At 54.1% G+C, this 20,531-nt stretch carries 17 protein-coding genes; 12 read left to right on the top strand and 5 right to left on the bottom strand.

Annotated elements, in window-relative coordinates; all coding sequences use genetic code 11:
- The 5 genes from P0X86_RS07420 to P0X86_RS07440 all read left to right on the top strand — a co-directional run bounded on the left by P0X86_RS07420 (nt 1) and on the right by P0X86_RS07440 (nt 8,862).
- Nucleotides 1-1,989 (top strand): methyl-accepting chemotaxis protein, encoded by a 1,989-nt coding sequence (locus P0X86_RS07420; RefSeq protein ID WP_213580486.1) that lies wholly within the window; start codon nt 1-3, stop codon nt 1,987-1,989.
- A gap of 156 nt (nt 1,990-2,145) precedes the next feature.
- Nucleotides 2,146-3,063, top strand: coding sequence for an AraC family transcriptional regulator (locus P0X86_RS07425; protein ID WP_213580487.1), 918 nt, complete (start codon nt 2,146-2,148; stop codon nt 3,061-3,063).
- Nucleotides 3,064-3,170: 107 nt separating this feature from the next.
- Nucleotides 3,171-4,670, top strand: a complete 1,500-nt coding sequence (melA, locus tag P0X86_RS07430) for an alpha-glucosidase/alpha-galactosidase (RefSeq protein WP_213580488.1) — start codon at nt 3,171-3,173, stop codon at nt 4,668-4,670.
- 290 nt (nt 4,671-4,960) lie between these two features.
- Entirely contained in the window at nt 4,961-6,079 is a 1,119-nt protein-coding gene (gene ald / locus P0X86_RS07435; protein WP_213580489.1) for an alanine dehydrogenase, read from the top strand.
- A 185-nt stretch (nt 6,080-6,264) separates the two neighbouring features.
- On the top strand, nt 6,265-8,862 hold the full coding sequence (locus P0X86_RS07440; RefSeq protein ID WP_277748234.1) for a TPM domain-containing protein: 2,598 nt from the start codon (nt 6,265-6,267) through the stop codon (nt 8,860-8,862).
- 16 nt (nt 8,863-8,878) lie between these two features.
- Here the strand turns inward: P0X86_RS07440 and P0X86_RS07445 are convergent, their stop codons facing one another.
- On the bottom strand, nt 8,879-9,439 hold the full coding sequence (locus P0X86_RS07445; protein WP_213580491.1) for an SLOG family protein: 561 nt from the start codon (nt 9,437-9,439) through the stop codon (nt 8,879-8,881).
- Between the two features lie 125 nt (nt 9,440-9,564).
- On the opposite strand from P0X86_RS07445, the gene P0X86_RS07450 reads away from it, so the two are divergent.
- Nucleotides 9,565-10,446, top strand: a complete 882-nt coding sequence (locus P0X86_RS07450; protein ID WP_096775282.1) for a DUF6612 family protein — start codon at nt 9,565-9,567, stop codon at nt 10,444-10,446.
- 233 nt (nt 10,447-10,679) lie between these two features.
- Here P0X86_RS07450 and P0X86_RS07455 read toward each other — a convergent pair whose 3' ends face one another.
- Together P0X86_RS07455 and P0X86_RS07460 are read right to left on the bottom strand one after the other, a co-directional pair.
- A complete protein-coding gene (locus P0X86_RS07455; RefSeq protein ID WP_213580492.1) occupies nt 10,680-11,651 on the bottom strand; it encodes a DUF4871 domain-containing protein in 972 nt (323 codons plus the stop codon).
- Complete coding sequence (locus tag P0X86_RS07460) at nt 11,648-12,166, bottom strand: RNA polymerase sigma factor (protein WP_009591721.1); 519 nt, start codon at nt 12,164-12,166, stop codon at nt 11,648-11,650. Before P0X86_RS07460 ends, P0X86_RS07455 begins: the two co-directional genes overlap by 4 nt.
- A gap of 154 nt (nt 12,167-12,320) precedes the next feature.
- Between P0X86_RS07460 and P0X86_RS07465 the strand changes: the two genes are divergently transcribed.
- Entirely contained in the window at nt 12,321-12,824 is a 504-nt protein-coding gene (locus P0X86_RS07465; protein WP_096775284.1) for an LURP-one-related family protein, read from the top strand.
- 41 nt (nt 12,825-12,865) lie between these two features.
- On the top strand, nt 12,866-13,381 hold the full coding sequence (locus P0X86_RS07470; RefSeq protein WP_096775285.1) for a mismatch-specific DNA-glycosylase: 516 nt from the start codon (nt 12,866-12,868) through the stop codon (nt 13,379-13,381).
- A 216-nt stretch (nt 13,382-13,597) separates the two neighbouring features.
- Here P0X86_RS07470 and P0X86_RS07475 read toward each other — a convergent pair whose 3' ends face one another.
- Nucleotides 13,598-14,455, bottom strand: a complete 858-nt coding sequence (locus tag P0X86_RS07475) for a 1,4-dihydroxy-6-naphtoate synthase (protein ID WP_009591617.1) — start codon at nt 14,453-14,455, stop codon at nt 13,598-13,600.
- A complete protein-coding gene (locus P0X86_RS07480) occupies nt 14,452-15,162 on the bottom strand; it encodes a futalosine hydrolase (RefSeq protein WP_192569412.1) in 711 nt (236 codons plus the stop codon). The genes P0X86_RS07475 and P0X86_RS07480 overlap by 4 nt, the downstream gene beginning before the upstream one ends.
- Before the next feature lie 189 nt (nt 15,163-15,351).
- On the opposite strand from P0X86_RS07480, the gene P0X86_RS07485 reads away from it, so the two are divergent.
- From P0X86_RS07485 to P0X86_RS07500, 4 genes are all read left to right on the top strand, one after another.
- A complete protein-coding gene (locus tag P0X86_RS07485; protein ID WP_192569411.1) occupies nt 15,352-15,942 on the top strand; it encodes a TetR/AcrR family transcriptional regulator in 591 nt (196 codons plus the stop codon).
- A gap of 244 nt (nt 15,943-16,186) precedes the next feature.
- Nucleotides 16,187-17,194 (top strand): substrate-binding domain-containing protein, encoded by a 1,008-nt coding sequence (locus tag P0X86_RS07490; protein WP_096775289.1) that lies wholly within the window; start codon nt 16,187-16,189, stop codon nt 17,192-17,194.
- Nucleotides 17,175-19,118: a cache domain-containing sensor histidine kinase gene (locus P0X86_RS07495; protein ID WP_374705898.1), complete on the top strand. Its 1,944-nt coding sequence runs from the start codon at nt 17,175-17,177 to the stop codon at nt 19,116-19,118. The genes P0X86_RS07490 and P0X86_RS07495 overlap by 20 nt, the downstream gene beginning before the upstream one ends.
- Nucleotides 19,115-20,332, top strand: coding sequence for a response regulator transcription factor (locus P0X86_RS07500; RefSeq protein WP_213580494.1), 1,218 nt, complete (start codon nt 19,115-19,117; stop codon nt 20,330-20,332). Before P0X86_RS07495 ends, P0X86_RS07500 begins: the two co-directional genes overlap by 4 nt.
- The last annotated feature ends 199 nt before the right edge of the window (nt 20,333-20,531 follow it).

Here is a 20,531-nt window from a genome sequence, read left to right on the forward strand (position 1 = left end):
ATGAAACGATGGAAATCTCTGTTTGCGATGAAACTTCAAAGTCGCATGCTGCTTATAATTTTGGGAGCAATCACGATATTTTTAGGCAGTATGATGACCTATATCAGCATGACGACAACGGAAGAAGCTCTGGATTCGGCCAAGACGCTTGCAGTGACAACGAGTGAGAAGATCGGCGCGCTGGTTCAGGCCGAGCTTGACGATGTCATGAACTCTGCACGTACTTTGGCCGTAAGCTTCGTTGGCATGAAAGAGACCGATACAACGAATCGTCAAGCCGTTAATGAAATATTGAGAAGAAACCTGGAGGATAATCCGTCCTGGAAAGGAATCTGGACGTTATGGGAGCCGGATGCTTTTGACGGCCGGGACAACGATTACCGAAACAAACTCGGCAGCGACCATTCGGGCCGCATGATGTCCTACTGGGCAAGGACAGAAGCGGGTCTGGAGCGTACGATTATAGAGGATTACGATCAGGAAGGGGAAGGCGACTTCTATCTTCTGGCGAAGAATAGCGGCAAAGAGATCATTATGGATCCGTACGAGTTCAAAGTAGGCAACGAGGATGTCATGATGACGTCGCTCGTCGTGCCGATTATCGATAACGGCAAGACCGTCGGCGTAGTGGGCGTCGATATATCCCTCGCACATCTGCAAAGCGTCATGGAGCAATTCCGGTTATTTGATACGGGGTATGCGCATATTTATTCGAATACCGGCGTGATCGTAACGTCGCCGGAGGACGGATTGATGGGACAGAAGCTGGAAGAAGCATATCCTGGCAAGACGGTTCCCCTCATACTGGATGCCATTCGGGAAGGGGATGTCTATACCGAGGAAGACTCCGCGCTGTACAAGCTGTATACGCCGATTAAGACCGGATTGACCGAAACGCCATGGTCGGCCGCCATCATTATCCCGATGGATGAGATTACGGCGAATTCGGATGCCTTGATCATCTCCATCATAGCGGCAGGCGTGATCACTTTGGCGGCCTTGGCGGTCATCGTGATCCTGTTAACGAGATCCATCGTGAAACCGCTGGGCGTTTCCGTAGCGATCGGCGAGTCCATGTCCAAGGGAGACTTCACGCAGGAGGTTCCCGCGGATTATCTTCGCAGGGCGGATGAGATCGGAACGTTGTCCCGGGTGTTCGCCCAGCTGCTGGAAAGCATGAGGGAAATGATCGGCAAAGTGAATATGAATGCATCCTCGGTTGCCGCCGCTTCGCAGCAGCTGTCGGCCGGTGCCGAGGAGCTTGCGGTGGGCAGCAGCAGCCAAGCTGAATCCGTGCAAACGGTCAGCGAATTGTTCCAGGAATGGTCCAATGCCATCAATTCCGTTGCAAGCGATGCATCGGCAGCGTCCGAGCTCGTGAACCAGACTTCCGGGATTGCAGCGGAAGGCAGCGGAATCGTCCAGCAGTCGGTGGAAGGCATGAATCGGATACGCGAGCATGTTGCCAAGCTTGAGACAGACTCCCAGCGGATCGGCGAAATCATCGAGGTAATCGACGATATCGCCAAGCAGACCAATCTGCTTGCGCTCAACGCCACGATCGAGGCTGCACGGGCAGGGGATCAAGGGAGAGGGTTCGCCGTGGTGGCGGATGAGGTGCGTAAACTTGCCGAACGAAGCGGAGGAGCCACGAAGCAGATTGCCGACATTATCAAAGGCATGCAGAAGAATACGGCCGATAGCGTGGAGGCGGTGCATCAGGGCGTCATCCATACGGAAAAAGCCGGGGAAGCCTTTGCCCATATTACAAGCATGGTGAATGAGTCGGCAGGCAAAGTCATGGATATTGCCGCCGCCAGCGAGGAGCAGGCGGCCCAGGCTGTAGAGGTGGCGACGGCTATCGAGACGATCTCTTCTTCCACGGAGGAAACGGCGGCTACAAGCGAGGAATCGGCTGCAACGGCACAATCGCTTGCCGAGCTTGCCGAAGAGTTGAACCATACCGTCTCCGCTTTCAAAATCTCGTAGCACCACTGCCATAATGATGATAAGCTTGGCCTAAGGGCCAGGCTTTTTTATATGCGCGTACCGTGGTCACCGAGTTCTGTAAGTTTATGGCGCCGATGGGCGTTTTTTATAAACCGAATGCTGTTCTGCTTATGACAAAGGGGAGGAGGAGTGATTGTGAACGGCAGCTTATTTCAGCAAATGCTGGAAGAGGGGGATTATGTCCCGCGCTTTTATGCCTATTATTATAAACAGTGGATGAATTATGAAATGCCTTACCATCAGCATGATTCAACCGAAATCATGTATATGATTTCCGGAGTATGCCGGATTGACGTGAAGGCAGGCGATACGGAGAAGAGCGTCATTTTGAAGAAAGGAGAGTTCATGGTGCTGGATGCCGGTGTTCCGCATCGGTTAATCGTGGATCAGGCCGCCTCATGCCGAATGCTGAACGTGGAATTCGGTTTTATGGAAAGCGAAGGGAAGGCGCCATCTTTAAGGCATATCGCCGGAGAAGAAGAAGAGGTATCTTTTCTCTTGAAGCGGCCGTTCCGCTATTTGGTGCTGGCTGATCAGGAGGAGGTATATCCGGTGCTGAAAAGCCTTGTGCTTGAGCTCGATCAGAGAGGTACCGACGGCAGGATGATGACGCATGCGCTGTTTATACAGCTGCTGGTATGCATCGCCCGTTTGTATGAAGAAAGAGAACGCAGCGACATGCAGCAGAGCGACTTCTATATTAAACGCAGCGTCGATTATTTACATCAGAACTATGACCGCCAGATTCAGGTGAAGGACGTAGCCGCGGAAGTGAATCTGCATCCCGGTTATTTGCACCGGGTATTCCGCAGAGGGACAGGCAGGACGATAACCGAGTACCTGACAACGATCCGAATGGAAAAGGCCAAGATGCTGCTGGAGCAGACGGATATCCCCATCCATGAAATATCGGATTATGTGGGTGTGGGCAGCAGGCAGTATTTTCATATGTTATTCAAGAAGTATACGGGCAGCACGCCGGTGGAATATCGTCTTCGGAAAGACCGGAATGCCTGGAACTACGGTGAAGACGATGTTGAAGATAAGAAGTGAGGATTTTTGACTCCGAAGGGTCCAAGAGGTCATGATTTTGATAACGCTTACCGTCCCTCCATTGCTACAATGGGTACAATCTAATTAGTAGCTTAGGAGAGGATGAAATGTCATTTAAGGTTGCTTTTATCGGAGCGGGAAGCATCGGCTTTACCCGGGGGATTCTGCGCGATTTGCTGACCGTACCGGAGTTCCGGGATATCGAGGTCGCTTTCACCGACATCAGCCGGCATAACCTGGAGATGGTCACGGAATTATGTCAGCGGGACATTAATGAGAACGGGCTGTCGATTGCGATCCAGTCCACCACGGATCGAAGGCAGGCACTGCAGGATGCCAAATACGTCATTTGCACCATCCGCGTGGGCGGTCTGGAGGCATTCCGCACGGATGTGGACATTCCGCTGAAATACGGCATCGATCAGTGCGTGGGCGACACGCTCTGCGCAGGAGGCATCATGTACGGCCAGCGGGGAATCCCCGAGATGCTGAACATCTGCCGGGATATTCGCGAGGTGTGCGCGCCCGATGTCCTGCTGCTGAATTACTCGAATCCGATGGCCATGCTGACATGGGCATGCAATCGGTATGGAGGCGTGCGGACGGTGGGTTTATGCCATGGCGTGCAGCATGGGCACCACCAGATTGCCGAGGTTTACGGTTTAAAGAAACAGGACGTCGATATTGTCTGTGCCGGCATCAATCATCAGACTTGGTATATTCAAGCTTCGCATCAAGGCAAAGACTTGACGGCCGGGCTGCTGGAGGCGTTCGAGCGCCATCCCGAATACAGCAGGACGGAGAAGGTCCGCATCGATATGCTCCGGCGTTTCGGATATTACAGCACCGAATCCAACGGCCATCTAAGCGAATACGTGCCTTGGTACCGCAAACGGCCGGAGGAAATTACGGAGTGGATTGATCTCAGCAGCTGGATCAACGGAGAGACGGGCGGATATTTGCGAGTTTGCACCGAGGGGCGCAACTGGTTCGAGACCGATTTCCCGAACTGGATGAAGGATCCGGCAATGGAATTCAAGCCGGAGCACCGGGGAGAGGAGCACGGCTCCTACATCATTGAAGGCTTGGAGACCGGCAGGGTATACCGTGGACACTTTAATGTGGTGAATGAAGGCATCATCGCCAACCTGCCGGAGGATGCCGTCATCGAAGCGCCGGGATACGTTGACCGCAACGGCATTTCCATGCCGCTTGTCGGGAATTTGCCTCTTGGCCCGGCTGCCGTATGCAGCGTAAGCATATCCGTTCAACGGCTGGCGGTTGAAGCGGCGGTTCATGGAGACGACAAGCTGCTTCGGCAGGCGTTTATGATGGATCCGCTGGTCGGGGCGGTATGCAATCCGAAGGAAATCTGGCAGCTGGTTGATGAAATGCTGGTAGCCGGTGAAGCATGGCTTCCTCAGTATTCGGCTTCGATCGTCGAGGCGAAGGAACGCCTGGCGGCCGGCAATCTGATCCCGACCCGCTCGTATGAAGGCGCAGCCAGACTCAAGGTGAAAACGGTGGAGGAGATGCAGCTCGATCGGGAGAAAGCGAATAAAAACGCAGGCGAATCCGATAAAGGGAAAGATCGCGAAAAAGTGTAAGCTGATTGCACATCAGCGAAGGCAATCAGAGATTACAAGGAAGTCTTTCATATATATGCAAGTATGGTATCACTTCTGGCAGAGGATGGTATAACGGACAAAAATCCGTTATAATCCGTCTGCCGGGAGTGATTTTTTGTATGCCGTTCCTCTTGTCCCGGCATATACTACGGATATATAGATGAAAATTCGGATGGACAATCCCTGACCTTAGACAGGTACACAGTTTGGGTAAAAATGGGTACAATGCAATTAGATAGGCAAAGCTGACCACGAAGGAGGCCATGGGAATGATTATTGGGGTTCCCAAAGAAATCAAAAATAACGAAAACCGCGTAGGCATGACGCCGGGTACCGTTATCAGTTTCAGGAATGCCGGGCATGAAGTGCTTGTCCAATCCGGAGCCGGTCTGGGGATCGGTTTTACTGATGAAGATTATGAGGCGGCCGGAGCCAAAGTGGTTGCTACGGCTGCGGAGGCTTGGAAAGCCGAGATGGTGGTGAAGGTAAAGGAACCCCTGCAGGAGGAATATGACTACTTCCAGGAGGAAATGATTCTATACACTTACCTGCACCTGGCCCCCGAACCGGAGCTAACCAAAGCTCTGGTGGACCGTAAGGTGAGCGCCGTTGCTTATGAAACGATACAGCTGGCGGACGGCAGCTTGCCGCTGCTGACCCCGATGAGCGAAGTGGCGGGAAGAATGTCCATTCAGATCGGGGCGCATTTCCTGGAGAAGGCGCATGGCGGCAAAGGCGTGCTGCTAAGCGGCGTCCCGGGGGTAGCTCCGGGCAAGGTCGCCGTCATCGGGGGCGGCATCGTCGGCACCAACGCGGCACGAATTGCGCTGGGACTCGGTGCGGACGTCAGCATTCTTGATATTAATCCCGTCCGGCTTCGTCAGCTGGATGATCTCTTTCAAGGGCGGGTCAAAACGATCATGTCCGATCCGTATCACATTGCGAAAACGGTTAAGGCCGCCGATCTCGTCGTGGGTGCGGTGTTGATTCCCGGCGCCCGGGCTCCTCGCCTCGTCACGGAAGAGATGGTGAAAGAGATGAGCCCGGGATCGGTCATCGTGGACGTGGCGATTGATCAAGGAGGCTCGATCGAGACGATCGACCGGATCACCACCCATGATCATCCGACCTATGAAAAACATGGCGTCATCCACTATGCCGTTGCCAATATGCCGGGCGCCGTAGCCCGTACCTCCACCATGGCATTGACCAATGTAACGGCACCCTACGGGTTGAAAATAGCAAGCAACGGAATCCGGTCTGCCGCCCGCCATGACAAGGCGCTGGCCAAGGGCATCAATGTCATCGGAGGCAAAGTGACCTATGAAGCCGTGGCGGCAGCTCATGGTTATGCGCATACCAGCATTGACGACTATCTGCTAGCATAGAGAAAACATGAAAAGAGCCATTTTTCAAAAATTTGACACGATACCAAGGTTTATTGCGTAAACCTTGGGGATGAACGATTTAGCCAGCGTGAGCAAAATTGAAAGATGGCTTTTTATGTTGGCCTAGATATCCGATATATATAGAAAGGTCTTTGGTTTGTAGCGAATGGGGGAGAAGGCTTGAAATGAAACGTATGCGATGGTTGATTGTTTTGCTGGTTCTGATCATAGGGACGGGCACATCGGTATGGGCTGCGGATATTCCGTCCAAACAAGGGCTGGTGCGAGATACGGCCGGCCTGTTTGATTCGTCGCAGCGGCAGTATTTGAGTAAAATCGCCAAAGGGGAGCAGATCCGTGTCTTTGTTTTGACGGTTCCGAGTTTGGAAGGTCAAAGTCCGACGGATTATGCCAATGCAGCGTACGATGCCTGGAATTTGGGCACGGCGGATGTTTTGCTGCTGATCTCTTCGGGAGACCGGAGCGTGGAATTCAATTTTAACAATCCGCGGCTGCAGCAAGCCATCGACGAATGGAGCAGCAGTAAGGGGAAGGGTACCGGCAGTTCCGCCATAACCGCCATGCTGGACGCTTATTTCATACCGCATGCGAAGGAGGGAAGTTTCTCGAAGGCCAGCGCGAGCATGATCCACCAGGTCCATCGCCTGGCAGCTCTGCCCGCCGGTGAAGATCCCGTTCAGGGAGATGATCATAAGGCCGAGGCGGTATCACCGGCACCGGAGAACAAGGGGAGCGTCAAATCCACGGATGAAACAACCCGGTCAATGTCCACGGCAGATACCGCCGCTCCTCTGAAGATCGAGTTTCCGAAGCTCCCATGGATCGAAATGGTTGCTGGGGGATTGGGAATCACGCTGATCTTAATGTTGATCAGGGGTTACCTTAAAAAGCGCAAACTGTCCATGATTTCGGAGAAGTTCGCTGAATTGCTGGTCAAATGCAACGCAAGTCTCGAGAAGGTAGGCGCCTATCAGGGGATTGCTCAAGGCAAGACAGGCAGAGCGGTGCAGGAAATCGCAGATCGTTTGTCCGAGTTTATGGTGGCTGCAGCAGAGAGTAAAACCGAGCTGCAGGAGACCCGGATTTTGATCCTGCGTTATGCTTCCATGGATGAAGCCATCCAGCGGTTTTCGAAAATCGCCGATCGGCTGGAGCATGGGATCAAGGCCGAAGATAACCGGATTACCGTCATCGAGCATGCCGATAAAACGGCGAAAGGGAGAACCACGGAGCTGCACGCGGATTACACGGTGCTTAAGCAAACCCTTGACCGGACAGCAGCCGATACGGGATATCCCTTCCCGATCTTGTACCAAGAGCTTGAAGGGCTGGAACAAGATATTCAGCGCGCCGTCGAGCTTCAGCTGTTTGACCCGCTGGAGGCGCAGGAGGTTCTAAAGGCAGCCGAGCAGAAGTACTCCATGAGCAAGAGCAACATCGAAGACGTGGCTGTTTATGTTAAGGAAGCTCATGAATTTTTGGATCAGTCGGCGGCTATTCGCGCCGAGATTGTTAAGATCATAGAAACCCACCAGTTGTATCGGATCAAGGTCCGGCCTTTTGAGCGGCTGGATGATGCCCGGGAGCAGATGAACCAACTGGAAAATTATCTCCGTCAAGGGAATATGGGGGAAGTCCGCAAGTCTTCGGAACGTGCGCACGCTATGCTGAAAGAGGCGCTGGGCATGACTAGACGGCAGGCGGAGCTGAGAAGGCAGAATCGAAACGATCTGGATCGGTTGTATGGGCAAATACAACAATTTCATAACGAAAGCTCCGTGCTGCAATCGATGCTGAATCATTGCAGAAGCCAGTATGTACCGAGACATTGGCAAAGCTGGGAGCAGGCTTTGGCGAAGGAATCCCAGGAGGTCCGCATGGCGGACGGTAAACTTCCGGAGGCCGAACGCTTGACGCACGACGAGGTGCAGGAGTTCGAAGAGGCGAGCGAGATCATTGAGAACGAATCGATGACGATGGCCCGCGTGCTGCAATGGGTACGGGAAATGAAGGAAACGCTGGAAGGCCTGGATGATCGGCTGCAAGCTGTACGCCATGAATTGGCGGCGGCTCAGGAAGTGTTTGTCAGTCAGCAGAAGACCCTGCAGATTCACAACGTCGTCACGAGCAACCACTCGCTTCTGTTGGGGCTGCCTGATTCATTTTGGAGAAATGTACAGACCGTGGGCGGTTCGCTCTCATCTCCGTTGTATGATCTGGATTATCTGGAGAGCGCAGCGAGGAGCTGTACCCAGGATGCCGAGCATTTTGCCTACGGGGTCCAAGACATTGTACGTCAGAAGGAGGAAGCCGAACAATTATCCGTGCAGGTCGAGCAGCGTTTCAAACAAGTTTCGCGGAGGGCCAGCAGGGGATTCAAGAAAAATTACAAGTCTTATCGGCTCCGGGTCGAGCAGTTGTTTGGGCAGGGGATGTATGCGGAAGCCTCGCATGAACTGTTGAATATCGCGGAATATATCGATCGGGTAGAAAGGGAGATTCGCCATCAGGAAATGCTCGAGCAGCAGCGCAGGGCGGCCCAGCAGCTCCAAAGAGCGGCCGATCAAGCGCGAAGAGCCGCGGCGGACGCCCGCAAAGCGGCAGCGCAGAACAGCAGCCGGCCATCGGGCTCCAGTTGGGGAAGCTCCTCCGGTTCCTCGCATTCCTCGGGCGGTTCCGGCTGGGGGGATTCGTCATCCGGAAATTCGTCCGGCGGATCAAGCTGGGACAATAACAATTCCTCCGGTGGATCGAAGTGGTAACCGGAGGGCAGCCGACCTAGTAATCATCCTGCGACATGCTCTCTTCGTCGGCAACCGCTTGTATTTCCTCGGAACCGATGCTGATGAAGCGGTAGCCGTCCGCGGCCTGCTTCTTCAGCGCGCGTTCTTTGATGAACCTGGGACTGGCTTCCCCGCCGTCTTCGTCATACACGAGCAGAATGCCATCGGTTTTGCGGAGGAGCAAATCGTCTCTGGCCGTGAACTGCCATGGCCCCTGGTACGGACTCTTGCTGACCGGCGCATAGAAGTCTACCCCCTTCATGACTTCCTGAAAATAAGCTTTTTTATCATCGTTCCATTGTTCTTCGGGATTCTGGTACGCCGTCAAAATGGAGCATTTCAGGTGAGGGTAATGGGACTTTAGTTCTATTGCCGCCTCAATGGCCCACAGGTCCACGCCGTATTGGCCGGGGGTGATTACCCACTGGAGGCCTTCCTCCAGAAGGGGAACCAGACGATTGGCGATCGCTTTGCGTATATAAGGAATGCCTTGATGTTTGTTATTGTAAATACCGAGCTCATGGGCTCGATATCCGGTAATCAGAATGTTTTCCAATCGAGCACGCCTCCTGAACAGAATTAGGTCTAGTGTACCTTTTTCGGAAATTTTGATCAACGGATGTTACAAATCGTATAGAATGGGTAAGTAATCCGGAATACATATTTTAGGAGGAAATTCGATTGAAGAAGTGGACAGCAGTATTACTAGGGGCAATTTTGGTAATGAGCATGACGGCATGCGGCAAAGACAACAAAGCAGCAGATGATGCCGCAGCAACACCGCCTGCAGCGGAACAAGGGACGACGACTCCGGCAGAGACGCCGCCGGCTAAAGAAGAGCCGAAGGAGGAGGCTTTGCCGACCGCTGACGAGCTTCTTCAAAAATCGGCCGAAGCTTCGAAAAACTTGAAGAGCTTTGCCATGAAAGCCGATGTCAAGCAGCACATCGTTGTTGAAGGCGCAGAGAAACAGGAGCAAAACGTTGATATGTCGCTCGATTCGGAGCTTACGCTCGAGCCGGTGGAAATGATGCAGAACGTCGTGATGGATTCGCCGGAAGGCAAGGTCGAGATGAAGCAGTATATAACGGAAGACGGCATTTACATGCTCATGGATGGTCAATGGATGCAGGTTCCGAAGGAATCGGAGCAGGAGATCCGCGACAGCCTGGATCCGAGCAGCGCGAGTCCTGAGCAGCAGGTAGAGCAATTCAAGACCCTCGCTAAGGACTTCGAAGTAACGGAGGACGGAGACGCATACGTCCTGACGGCGGATGTCTCCGGCGACAATCTGAAGGAGCTTGCCAAGTCTATGATGAGCCAAGCGGGCAACGATCCGCAGATGGAAGCCATGATGGACCAAATGGATATCAAGAGCATTCATATTACTTATGGCGTGCAGAAGGAATCTTACCTGCCTGTAACAACGGATTTGGACATGGTGATGGCAATGGAAGCCGAGGGTCAGAAGGTATCCTTGGATATGAAAATGAAGAGCGCATACTCCAAGCATAACGAAATCAGCAAAATCGAAGTGCCGAAGGAAGCATTGGAAGCGAAATAATGCATCTCGGCTGATGGAACAAGAGGAATATGAACCGTCATATTCCTCTTGAAAAAGGCTGCCCCGGTTCTCCGTAGATGTTCTACGGACCGGGGCAGCCTTATTTAATGAAATTCGTTTCATCTCAACGGCAGGGTCAAGGCAGCGGTTTCCTCCATGATTGCAAGAGGCTTGCCATGAGGCGTGCTTGTGTTAACGGTCTGCGGCTCATATATCTTGCGGCATCGCCAAATTTAAGGTTTAGCAACTTCGACTATGACGCTGCCGAACAATTGACCGTCGATCGAGACCATAATGCGCCAAAGTCCAGGCGAAGGAAGTGACATGGAGGTGGGTATGGCTGCATCTGCACCGTTTAAGGGGGAAGGCCTTAAACCGGCAACCTTAAATACATCGATGATCTCGGACGAATTTTGTTTCACCGCGGTAATGACCAGATCCCCCGTTAATTCTTCGTCACGACCCCAGAAATGCCACATGTATTTGTTCGGCTTGCCAGCGATAAGGTCTGGATATATAAAGCCCAAGCGCCCTTCGACGCCGCTCATGGCATAACTGCCGGACACGAAGCTCGGGCTCGGCTCCCAGCTGCTATCCGGCACATCAATAACGATATCGCCGTATTTCTCATGATCCACCATCACGTCGAAACGCCATAAACCGGAAAGCGGCAGAGCGAAGCGGGAAGAAACTCGCGTTAAGTCATTGTAAGCCATATCGGAGGTAATCTTGGTCTCGGCAAGCTCCTCGATGATAGTTCCCGTATCTCGGTGAACGGCGGATATGCTGATCGTTTTCCCTTCAAGCTCTTGGATCGGGGTTAATAAATTCCACCAGGCTCCGGCCGGAGAGCCCGCGGCAGCTTCCCCGCCCGGAAAAACCTGAAGTTTATCCACGCCATCCACCGTGTATACGCTTCGGGGAGTCCACTTGGCAGCGTATCCCCAGCCCTGGATGGGGATCATCCGTTGAAGCGCAGGGGACTCGCGCCATCCCCATACCGCCGCTATGAGAAGCAGCGCCAATACGCCCGCGGTCATGCTGATAAGACGCCCTGGAGCTCTTCGTCGTTTACGGCTTATGGCGCCGTTTGCGGCGCTCTGCGATACATCGGATTTCATCTTCGCGGTGAACATCGGCTCGTTGAACGGAGGGGAAGCAAGCTCCTGCATCCAATCCGGCTGCGGCTCTTGTTCGGTTTTCATGGGATATCCGCTCCTTTCAACATCGTTTCCATCCGGGCGCGCGCCCGGTGCAGTCTGGACTTGATCGTTCCTTCGGATAGGCCGAGCAGTTGGGCCATTTCTTTTCGCGGCAGCTGATAGTGGAATTCCAGGATCAGCACTTCCCGGTATTTGGGCGGCAGCTCCATCACGCATTTCCAGATCTGCGAGACGGCCGCAGCATCCATGAACTCTTTTTCCGCGGAAGGCTCGGTCTGCTTGGAGGTGATCCAGCCGGTTAAAGACACCCTTGTCATGAAGGAGGATTTGAGATAGTTCAGGGAAAGATTGCGGGTGATGGTTAACAGCCACGTTCTGACCGAGCTTCGGCCCTCAAAATCATTCCAGTGCTTATAAGCCCTAAGGAACACGTCCTGACTGATATCGTCCGCCGCATCTTTGCGTTTCGTTAAGAAGAACGCATAGTTCCACACGTCCTGGCCGAAGGACTCCATCCAGCCGCTCAGCAGCGTGCTTGGATCATTCACGGCTACCATAGATTTAAGGGTCTCCAATAGCATCACCTCGAATATTAGACAATTGAAACATGGATCGGTTCCCGAATTTCCCGCAAAAATTTGAAACAATTTAACCTGCAAATCGTTGTATGAATAACAGGGATGCAGGAAATCGAGGAAGGGGAGCAGGGGCATGCATTTGTATTTTAAGGATAACTTTTTTAGCTCGGGGATAACAGATATTATGGATAGGGAAGGCCGCGTAATAGGAAGCTTGGACTTGAAGAGCGCTTTCGGCTCCTCGCTGGACGTGTATAACGCCGGGGGAGAGGCCGTATGCAGCGGCTCGTTCCGATTCTTCTCGAACAAATGGAATATCACGGGCGGCAATGGGGAAGAACTGGGTCTGCTGCGCATGCGGATGAGTTTCTTTACGAAAAAATTCGAATACGATGCGGGGGCGCGTGGCGTGTATGAGATCACTTCGCCTGCCTTTTCCAATGAATATGAAATAACGGATGAGACCGGAAGGATCATCGCCCAATTTTCCCGCATTAGCGGCTGGCTCCAAGCCGGAGCCTATCAGCTGCAGAATGAGAGCGATGTTCTCGATGACTGGGAGCTCGTTGCCGTCGTGATGGGCATTCACCAAATACGCAAACGCAACAACAGCGCCGCCGCATCGAGCTCTCATTAAACTTAAGGGGACCCAGATTAGATGATGAGGAGGAATTAAGCTTGGACGAAGTCAGCGATCATCTGGATTATGGATTAACCCTTGTATTTATCGGCTTTAACCCGAGTCTGCGATCGGGCGAAGTGGGGCACCATTACGCAAACCCGCGCAACAATTTTTGGAGGATACTGCATAAGTCCGGTTTGACTCCACGCTTATATGAAGCCGCAGAGGACGGGGAATTGCTTAAACTGGGTTATGGATTCACCAATATTGTAGCCAGGCCCACCCGGGGCGCGGAAGACATTACCCGCGAAGAGTATAGGCTCGGAAGAGAGACGCTGCGGAAGAAGCTGGAGGAATACAGACCGGAGGTTGCCTGTTTTGTCGGCAAGGGCGTGTATACCGAATACAGCGGCAAGGCCAAGGCGGACTGGGGAATCCAGCCGGACTCCGTCGTAGACGGCGTCCATGAGTTTGTAGCTCCATCGTCCAGCGGGCTGGTGAGGATGCCCATGGATGAAATTATCGGAATTTACAGGCAGCTGCATGATTGGATATCGAGGAACGAGTTCTGACTTGGAAAGTTCGGATGAAACGATTCGCAGGCAGGAAAAAAAGGAACGCCAAAAGAGAAGCCGGACACGGTTGGCCGGGCTCAGGGGCGTTCCTCTATTTTTAGAGAAATATAGTATTGACTTCGGAGGGAGCCCCTCCTACTCTCGCTGGAAAGACTTCCGCTGCCATGCAGTCGGTCTTTCAAGAGAAGATGTCGTTAGATGGTTATCTTCTGGCTATTCCGGACGTTTCAGCAGCGCGGGATCGATCCGCGGCACGAGCCCTTCATCGGCTGCACGGTTCAGCAGGGCGGAAATTGCTGCATAGCCGTCTTCGCCCAGCTCTGCGGTAAATGGATTGACATATAAGTCAATGTGGGCATCGGCGACGTCCGGGTCCATTTCCTGTGCGTGCCGGAGGACATAATCCCGGGATTCCCCGGGATGTTCCCAGGCGTATTCGACCGAGGAGCGGATCCAGCTCGAGATGCTGGCCAGATCCAGCGACCTTCGGGCCACGATCGCTCCCAGCGGGATCGGCAGATTCGTATCGGATTCCCACCAGCTGCCGAGATCGGTCATCAGCTTCAATCCGTAGGAGGGGTACGTGAATCGCGCTTCGTGAATGACCAGCCCGGCATCGATGGCACCGTCGCGGACAGCCGGCATGATCTGGTCAAACGGCATCACCACGATTTCGCCGAGTCCCCCGGGTACGTTTTGGGCGGCCCACAGGCGAAACAACAGATAAGCCGTGGAGCGCTCGCTCGGAACGGCTACTCGCCGGCCGGACAGCGCTGCCGGACTGTCCGGGGTCTTTCCGTCGGTCAGCTTGTCCGCCGTCAGAACGAGAGGCCCGCAACCGCGGCCGAGCGCTCCCCCGCAGGGCAGCAGGGCGTATTCATCCAACACCCAGGGCAGTGCGGCATAGGATATTTTCAAGATGTCATGTTCCCGATCCTCGGCCGCCCAATGATTGGTGATATCGATATCCGCATAGGATACATCAAGCTCGGGAGCACCGGGAATAAGACCGTGAACCCAGGCATGAAATACAAATGTGTCGTTGGGGCAAGGGGAAAAAGCGATTTTCATCGTAGCACCTCCGGTAGTAATGAACTTGCTGTCTCAAGCGCCTGCAGCGCCTCCTTGATCTTCCATGCGCCGCGGTCCCGCGGACCGACCTGATTGGATATGGTACGGATCTCAAGCACGGGTACCCCGGCTGCAGCGGCAGCGGTGGCTACGCCGAACCCTTCCATCGCTTCGGCGCAGGCGTTCGGCACCCGGCGGAGAAGGCTGGCGGCCGTCGCCGCCGTTCCCGTCGTGGTGGATACGGTCAGCACGGGGCCATGGGTCACGGCGGCGCCGGCATCCTCCAAGGCCTCGACGAGCTTGCCGGCCGCGGCAGCATCGACCGGAATCCGATCCGTTCCGAAGCCGAGCTCCTGAACGCTGCTGAAGCCGTCTTCGGTTTCGGATCCGAGATCCGCCGCAAGGATGAGGTCCGCAATGACGATGGAGCCAACCTCAGCTTGACCGGCAAAACCTCCGGCGATGCCTGCGCTGACAACGAAATCGTAGGAGGTTTGCATCAACCGTCGGGCAGTCGCGGCCGCCGTTGCCGCCGGACCGACTCCTCCCGCGATAACCTCGAATCCGGACGCATTCTTTAGGCCGCGCAACACGGCATCTTTTTCGGCATCAACCGCCGTGACGATAAGCACGCGCTTGGAGGAATGCGGGGCCGAGCTATATGACTCGATTGTATCTACCGAGTTGGATTGGGTATGTTCCTGCATGTGAGTAATCTCCTTTTTGGCTGAAACGTTAAGCATCTCATCCCTTTTACGTTATAACGTTCCGGGGGCGATGTAAAGTCTTCGGTTCAGGCGGGACACTTTATGTGTAGCAGCAACTTTCCGATATAGAGTATAATGAAGGGTAACTAGCATACATACATCATGGGTAGATTCGGAGGTTGGATAGCTTTGCGGAAGAAGGGTGCGAACGGACAAGAAAGCCGGGCAAGACTACTGGTTGTTGCCGCCAATGAATTTGCGAAGTCAGGATACCATCAGACCAAGATCAGCACCATCGTTTCCCGGGCAGGATTGACGCAGCCGTCATTCTATTTGTATTTTGAGAGCAAAGAGGCGATTTTCAGGGAGCTGATGGAGAAATTTCGTTCGGAGCTTAAAGGCCTGATCGAGGGAAGCCGGTTGGAGAGCGGAATCGATGAGGCTCATGTGACCGGGCGTTTGCTTGGCGTGCTTACGGGGTTGTTCACGTTTCTTGGCAAGGACCCGGATTTGACGCAAATCGGTTTTTTTATCGGGGATGATTCCGTCATCGTAAAGGCTGAAATGGCAGCCATGATCGAGCAAAATCTGAAGGGAGAGCAGCAGGACGGGTACTTTGACCGTGATTCCGACATGCACATCGTTGCGGAGTGCCTGGTCGGCGTCATCGAAAGGCTGACCTCCCAGCAGCTGCTGACAGGCAAGCGGACTCCTGAGGATCTTGCGCGTCACGTGGTGAGTTTATTTATGCACGGCATTAGCATCTATCCGGCTAAGTGAGCTGTACGGGCAATCCAAGCCTCGTTCATGCAGGAACGAAATGCAGATGCTTGAAATCATAGAAACAGGCTGTGAACATGGTTAAGGGAAACCTGGAACAGCCTGTTTTTTGCTGCTGTACGCTGCCAAATTCTAGCAAGCGTTTGATCTTTTTCAGAGAATTGCAGTATATTCATTATACGATATGTAACCGGTTGCAACTGGTGGATGGCACACGAAGGATCAAGAATCGGGGGACTCATTCATGAAGAAGATGATGCTGGTTTACGGCGCTCTTATATTGGCTTTTCTCACCTATGTGTTCATGTACAGGCTGGAAGACAAGCGCTCCTCGGCCTGGGAGGAAGGCGGGCTGCACGGCAGCATGGGCGAGAATTACGTCATGGTCACATTTCAATCCGGGATGGAATATTGGAAAAATATATTGAAGGGCTTCGAGGATGGAGGGGACGCGCTCGGCGTAACCGTCGATTATCGCGGGTCCACGCAATATGACGTGGAGGAACAGATTACCGTCCTGGAGCAGGTCATCGCGAAGCGTCCGGCCGGCATCGCCTTGTCGGCCATCGATTCGAAGGCGCTGACGTCCACGATCAATAAGGCCGTAGATGCCGGGATTCCGGTCGTCCTGTTCGATGCGGATGCACCTGACAGCAAAGCGTATTCTTTTCTTGCAACCAACAATTACAATGCAGGGGTTGCGGCCGCGGACAAGATGGCGCAGCTTCTCGGCAGGGAAGGCGAAATCGGAATTGTGACCCAGCCCGGGCAGCAGAACCATGACGACCGCTCGGAGGGCTTCCGGGACACATTGGCGCAGAGATATCCTTCCATGTCCGTGGTGGAGATCAGGGAAGGAAAAGGGGATACCCTCGTTGCCAAAGAGGCTGCGGCGGACATGCTGGGCAAGCACCCGGATCTCAAAGGGATCTTCGTGACGGAGGCCAGCGGCGGAATGGGCGCGGCGGATGCCGTTATCGGCGCGGGTAAGGCGGGCCGGGTAACCATCATTGGATTCGATACGAACAAGGGGACGCTGGACCGGATTTCCGACGGAACCATCGCGGCAACGATCGCCCAGGGTACTTGGAACATGGGCTACTGGTCCTTGCAGTATTTATTTCACCTGCATCACGGACTTACCGTACCGGCCCCGACGCTCGGGAATGACGTGTCGCCGCTTCCCGTGAGGGTGGACACCGGAATCTCGATTGTGACCCGAGAGAATGTGAATGATTATTATGCGAAATAACAGAGTGGAATCCTGGCGCAAAGGCATTTCCCGTTGGCTGCGGTTCGGGGATTTGCCGCTGAGATACAAGCTGGTCATCCTGTTCCTCATGGTTGGGATCCTGCCTTCAATCGCCCTTGGCGTTCTTGTCAATTGGACGGTAAACCGCATTGTGGACCAGCAGGTAACCTCGAATACCATTCAACTGATCGGAAAGGTCAACCAGACCCTGGACAATGATATGGAGAATTTGCAGAACATTACGTATTTGATCGGCTTCGACCCTCGCACGGAACGGTTTCTGCAAGGGGACATTCAAGGGGATAAGCCGGCGGCAGGAGCCGATGTTCCTTCGGGAACCTATCGCCCGCAAACGTCCCCGGTCAAGCAGGATAATGAGGAAAATTACGAGATTAAGCGATACCTTCAAGGCTTCACGACGCTGTATCCGGAAATCGCCTCCATTCTTCTGGTCAATCGCGAAGGAGCCTATATCAGTAACGAAATGTACGCGCGCAGTCCGGCGAATTTGACGGAGGAAGAATGGTACCGCGAGGCCGTATTAAACGAAGGGATTTTTACCGTGCTCGGCCATCCGGCAGACCGTAACGTCACCACCCACGTTCATTACGCCAACGAGGAGCTGGTGTCGGTCGTACGCTCGTTTGTGGATCCGGATACGAGGGAAGTGACCGGTGCGGTATTGATCGACTTGAAGCTGCGGGCGGTTGCCAGGGCGGTCCGGGATGTCACGCTCGGGAAAAGCGGATATTTGATGGTGGCAGAGGCCGGCGGCTCGAGCATTTATACCCCGGAGGATTCCATCATCCCGTCCATTCCGCCATCGTGGTTTCCGGAAGAGGAGAGCGGCGCTTTGATCCGCGAGGTGAACGGGGAACGGCTGCAACTGATATACGGCACGTCCTCCTTTACCGGCTGGCGGACGATCGGCGTATTTCCAACCAGCGAATCGGTGTATGAAGTGCGGGAGATTCGTTTTTATATGATCTGTTTCTTGTTTATAGTGTGCTTGTTTGGGGTTATGGCGTCCTACACGCTTTCGCAGTCCATATCCAGGCCGATCTGGCAGCTTATGTCCTTCATGCAAAAAGCCGAATCCGGGGATTTGACGATCCGCTACTGGGGAAACCGGCAGGATGAGGTGGGCATGCTCGGCCGCAGCTTTAACCGCATGCTCCTGCAGATCCGCAAGCTGATGAAGCTGAGCGAGCTGCGGGAGAGGCAGAAGCGCGAAGCGGAGCTGCGCAGCCTGCAGGCGCATATTAAGCCGCATTTTCTGTACAACACGCTGGATACGATCCATTGGATGGCCCGCAAGAAAGGGGCGGATGACGTATCGGATCTGGTAGAATCCTTGTCGCGGCTGTTTCGGATCGGGCTCAGCAAAGGCGATGATATCATTCCCATGTCCGACGAATGGACGCATATCAGCAGTTACCTGCAGATCCAGAAGACGCGTTACCGCGACCGGCTGCAGGTTGAGATGGAGCTATCCCCTGAAGCCGAGAGACTGCACGTCCTGAAACTTATCCTCCAGCCGATGGTGGAGAACGCGATATACCACGGCATTAAGGCCCGGAGAGGCCCGGGGCGAATCTGGATCCAAGCACAAGTTGAGGATAATGCGCTGGTGCTTGCCGTACGTGATGACGGGGCAGGTATGCCTGCGGAGCGGCTGGAGGCACTTCGCAGGCAGCTTGCCGATCCGGTAACGGCCATGGAGGCGCCTCCCGAAGAAGGGCCGGGTGCAAGCCGAAGCTACGGTATGCTGAATGTACAGGCCCGTATCAAGTTAACGTTCGGGGAGACGTACGGAATTATGATTGACAGTATAGAGAACGAGGGAACCACGGTACGGATTACGCATCCGCTGCTGCATGCCGTTCCTTCGTCCTCCGATCATGATGGGAGAGACTCACGATGAAGAAAGCGTATCAAGTCTTGATTGCCGACGATGAGCCGATTATCCGCGAAGGGATTCGGGATGCGGTCGACTGGGGGGCACTCGGCATGGAAGTGGCTGCCGAAGCGGAGGATGGCGAGGAAGCGCTGGAGCTTGCGCTCAGCCAGCCGATTGACATTATGCTGGTCGATATGAATATGCCGTTCCTGGACGGCATCGGGCTCATGAAGCGAATGAAGGAAGAACGCCCCGCATGCCGGTTCGTCATTATTACCGGCCATGACGAATTTGCTTATGCGCAGGAAGCGATCCGGCTCGGGGTAAAGGATTATATTTTGAAGCCGGTGAATGCGGAGCATCTGATCCAGGTGCTCCGCAGCGTTCGGGATGAGCTGAACGACCATCAAATCCAGGAAAGCTACCTGAAGAAGGCGTCGGAGCAAATCGAGAAGAACATTCCGCTGCTTCGGGAACGATTCTGCCTCGAATGGATGCATGGCCTGCTGGATGAGGAGGAGGCGATCGAGCAGCTGGAGTTCCTGGGACTGCCGCCTTGCCGTCCCACCCGGATCGGCATCGCCAGATGGCCGGAGATGACGGCTCCGCAGCCGTTGATGAAGGAAAGCGACCGCCAGCTGTATCTGTTCGCGATGGAAAATATAATCGCCGAGCTGTTTCATCCCGCACCCTGCGTTTTGTTCCGGGACCATACCGGCTGGATCGGCATTTGCTGCTGGGGAGAAGCGGATACGGAGATTGCGGCCGATGCCGAGCAGTTGATCCAGAAGTACTTGAAGCTGGCCGTGAACGTACATCTGGAGCCGGTTTCTGAAGGGGCGGACGGCGCGGTTGCGGCCGCCTACGAGGCTTGCCGGGAAGGGGTATTCAAGGAGGCGCAGCTGTCTCCGCTGGTACGGCGTGCCCGTCAGCTCATCCAGGAACAGTATGCCGTTCGGGAGCTGACGCTGGAATCTTTCGCCCAGGCCCTGCAGGTATCGCCGGTCTATCTGAGCCGGACGCTAAAGAAAGAGCTGGGCACGTCCTTTATCACGCTCATGACCCAGACGAGGATTCAGAAAGCGATCCAGCTGCTCAACGCCACCGAGCTGAGCATCCTGGACATCGCGGAGCGGGTGGGGTATGACAGCCAGCATTATTTCAGCACGGCCTTTAAGAAGGTGATGGGGGTGTCGCCGAACCGGTACCGCAAAGGGGCGGCGCTTCTGGAAGAATAGACGAAACGAAGAGCGGAGCCCACGGTAGGTAGCGATAAGAAGCGTTAGAAGCGGTGATTGCGTTCCATGGCAATCCCCGCTTTTTTTTTCTTGCAATCCGAGGGGGGACTCATTCGAGATAAATTTTTTGTCGAATCGTTAACGTTTGTTAATTATTATTGACATCCTTTTTTGCTAGAATGGCGGTCAGGACCGTGGA

The organism is Paenibacillus sp. BR1-192, from assembly GCF_029542445.1.
GTDB classification, from domain to species: domain Bacteria; phylum Bacillota; class Bacilli; order Paenibacillales; family Paenibacillaceae; genus Paenibacillus_AQ; species Paenibacillus_AQ lautus_A.

Excerpts from the sequence above, each read along its gene's own strand:
- P0X86_RS07420 (WP_213580486.1), top strand. The coding sequence starts at position 1 with ATGAAACGATGGAAATCTCTGTTTGCGATGAAACTTCAAAGTCGCATG.
- melA (WP_213580488.1), top strand. The coding sequence starts at position 3,171 with ATGTCATTTAAGGTTGCTTTTATCGGAGCGGGAAGCATCGGCTTTACC.
- ald (WP_213580489.1), top strand. The coding sequence starts at position 4,961 with ATGATTATTGGGGTTCCCAAAGAAATCAAAAATAACGAAAACCGCGTA.
- P0X86_RS07440 (WP_277748234.1), top strand. The coding sequence starts at position 6,265 with ATGAAACGTATGCGATGGTTGATTGTTTTGCTGGTTCTGATCATAGGG.
- P0X86_RS07455 (WP_213580492.1), bottom strand. The coding sequence starts at position 11,651 with ATGAAAACCGAACAAGAGCCGCAGCCGGATTGGATGCAGGAGCTTGCT.
- P0X86_RS07460 (WP_009591721.1), bottom strand. The coding sequence starts at position 12,166 with ATGGTAGCCGTGAATGATCCAAGCACGCTGCTGAGCGGCTGGATGGAG.
- P0X86_RS07465 (WP_096775284.1), top strand. The coding sequence starts at position 12,321 with ATGCATTTGTATTTTAAGGATAACTTTTTTAGCTCGGGGATAACAGAT.
- P0X86_RS07475 (WP_009591617.1), bottom strand. The coding sequence starts at position 14,455 with ATGAAAATCGCTTTTTCCCCTTGCCCCAACGACACATTTGTATTTCAT.
- P0X86_RS07480 (WP_192569412.1), bottom strand. The coding sequence starts at position 15,162 with ATGCAGGAACATACCCAATCCAACTCGGTAGATACAATCGAGTCATAT.
- P0X86_RS07490 (WP_096775289.1), top strand. The coding sequence starts at position 16,187 with ATGAAGAAGATGATGCTGGTTTACGGCGCTCTTATATTGGCTTTTCTC.
- P0X86_RS07495 (WP_374705898.1), top strand. The coding sequence starts at position 17,175 with ATGATTATTATGCGAAATAACAGAGTGGAATCCTGGCGCAAAGGCATT.
- P0X86_RS07500 (WP_213580494.1), top strand. The coding sequence starts at position 19,115 with ATGAAGAAAGCGTATCAAGTCTTGATTGCCGACGATGAGCCGATTATC.